The sequence below is a fragment of the Acetobacter oeni genome, from assembly GCF_011516825.1.
GTDB classification, from domain to species: domain Bacteria; phylum Pseudomonadota; class Alphaproteobacteria; order Acetobacterales; family Acetobacteraceae; genus Acetobacter; species Acetobacter oeni.
The window spans coordinates 1-2417 of record NZ_WOTA01000075.1 but is presented as its reverse complement, the minus strand read 5'-3'; the positions used below and the strand labels follow the sequence as shown (position 1 = coordinate 2417).

At 54.0% G+C, this 2417-nt stretch carries 2 protein-coding genes and 2 pseudogenes; 2 read left to right on the top strand and 2 right to left on the bottom strand.

Annotation, left to right across the window (positions count from 1 at the left end; all coding sequences use genetic code 11):
- Positions 1-108: 108 nt before the first annotated feature.
- Positions 109-207, top strand: a pseudogene (locus GOB90_RS19880) (IS630 family transposase); the annotation flags it as partial.
- A 212-nt stretch (positions 208-419) separates the two neighbouring features.
- A protein-coding gene (locus tag GOB90_RS18590) for an IS5 family transposase (RefSeq protein ID WP_146893118.1) occupies positions 420-1171 on the top strand; the annotation gives its coding sequence in 2 pieces (ribosomal slippage) (positions 420-750 and positions 750-1171; 753 coding nt in all).
- Positions 1172-1267: 96 nt separating this feature from the next.
- Here GOB90_RS18590 and GOB90_RS18585 read toward each other — a convergent pair.
- A complete protein-coding gene (locus tag GOB90_RS18585; RefSeq protein WP_242012169.1) occupies positions 1268-1999 on the bottom strand; it encodes a class II aldolase and adducin N-terminal domain-containing protein in 732 nt (243 codons plus the stop codon).
- A gap of 319 nt (positions 2000-2318) precedes the next feature.
- Positions 2319-2417, bottom strand: a pseudogene (locus GOB90_RS18580) (IS5/IS1182 family transposase); the annotation flags it as partial.

Sequence of the window (2417 nt, the reverse complement as noted above, 5' to 3'; positions counted from 1 at the left end):
ATCCGCAGAGGCGCCATTCCGCACTCTAATGGAAAAGCCTTCTGGATTATGAGCGCAACGCCGCTTAACAGATAACCAATGGTCCGGAACTAAACCGTGACACGTCCAGTCTTTCAGGTCTGTGTCGAGCAGGTTCTTATACCGACACTGACCCCGGGTGATATCGTCGTGATGGACAATCTTCCCGCTCATAAAATGCCGGGCGTACAAAATTCTATCGAGATAGCGTTCTCCAAAATCAAAGCGTTGCTTCGGGTAAAGGCCGAACGGACTGTCACCGCATTATGGAATGCCGTCGGATCAGTGCTCAACGCTTTCACACCCCATGAATGCTCCAGCTTCTTCATAGCAGCAGGATATGAAACAGATTAAGGCTTGTGGGGATTCACGAGAAGCCTGGATTGTAATTCAAGCTTTGGATGGAACGTTTTGTGCTGACGGACGCCCGGTGGGCGCAGATTGAACGACACTGCCTTGGCAAACCGACTGATCCCGGCCGGAGTGGCCGGGACAATCGGCTGTTCATGGAAGCGGTGTTGTGGATTGTGCGGACGGGCAGTCCCTGGCGTGACCTGCCGGCGATGTTCGGCAACTGGAGCACTGCTTTCCGTCGCTTCAGCGACTGGCGCAATGCCGATGTTTTCAAACGGATTTTCGATGCTCTGTCCGGTGAGCCTGACATGGAATACGCCATGGTCGATGCGACGATCGTAAAAGTCCACCGTCACGGTCAGGGCGCAAAAGGGGGGCTCAGGGGCAGGCCACAGGTCGCTCGAAAGGCGGAATGACGACGAAAATCCTGGCGCTGACCGATGTCCCGGGCAATCTCGTGCGCTTCCGCCTGATGCCCGGCCAGCGTTTTGACAGCGTCGACGTGCCTCCGTTGATCGAAGGTATCGAATTTGGTGCCCTCATCGCGGACAAAGCGTTCGACAGTAATGCCATCATCGCCGATCTCAATAAGCGTGGCGCCACAGTGATCATCTCCCAGCACCCAGGGCGGACCAAACCGCATCCGCTTGACCGGGAGATGTATAAATGGCGACACCTGATCGAGAACTTCTTCTGCAAGCTCAAAGAATTCAAGCGCATCGCCATGCGCGCCGACAAAACAGACAAAAGCTTCACCGCAATGATCTATCGCGCCGCAGCCATCATCCATTCACGATAAATCCCCACAAGCCCTAATGTAGAACCGCTCCAAGCGCTCCATTTGTCCAACAGAGCCGTGGACACCCCATCATTAGTGTTCGCATCATTTTGCCGGTCAGTCGCGATAATCAGGCTCTTGCCTGTCGAGAATAAGCTTCATTTCCTCAAAATGACGGACTGAGAAATCCGTTATTCCTTCCCAGTCACGCGCGGTTTTTTCCGCCACATCATTCGGGAGAACGGAAAGAGGCTGCCCGGTCGAATAAGCATTGACAAGAATCTGGCATGCCCGTTCCATGGTATACATATCATCGAACGCTTCACCAACGGTCTGAGCCACAACCATCACACCGTGATTGCCCATCATCAGTCTGGTCTTGTCGCCCATCAGCCCCGCGAGACGCGCTCCCTCATTCTCGCTGTCCGCCATTCCGCCATACAGCCTGTCCAGAGCCACACGGCGAAAATAACGCGCTGTGTTCTGTTCGATCGGAATAATCTCAGAATTCTGCAATGTCGCGATGGTCGTCGCATAAACGGGATGCAAATGCATCGCCACCCGCGCCCGGGGAACGATCCTGTGCAACTGACCGTGAATAGCCCAGGCGGTCGGATCAAGATCCCGGCTGAGCGCGTCTCCCGGTTCGTTTACATCGACCAGAACCAGATCACTGGCCCTGATGCGCGAAAAATGCCGCCATTTCGGGTTGATGAGAAAGCGGGAACCGTCCTCCGACACCGCCGCGCTGAAGTGATTGGCGACAGCCTCATGGAAGCCCAGTCGGGCAGCCATGCGGAACGCAGCGGCAAGATCTGTCCGTAATGAAAGTTCGCAGCTTCCGCTCAATCTGCCCTCCCGGCATCGCATTATTTTCACGCGGTCTCGGACAGAGCGTAGACGCGACATTCCCGGCACGTAAAGAGCAGTTTTTCCTTATTACTGTATAGTTTTTTCTGTCAGACATCCACTTGGACACCGTCGGCCGCAGCAGGCTGAGTAAAAAACGGAAGCAGAAAATCCACAGGAATAATTTGCGTGCCCATCTGTCTCTGGTGTCAGAATAAACATACCGAAAAAGCAATGACCCGTAAGGGCCGGTATTTTTATGAACGCAATGCTGATGATCCCCTGTTTTGGTGGACACCTTTATTCTTAGGCTCAGGACTCATTTTTTGAGATAGAAGATGAAGCTTGCGGCGATATGGATTGCGGCCATGAAGGTGTGAGCGCATCTGTCATATCGGGTTGCGACCCGTCGCCAGTC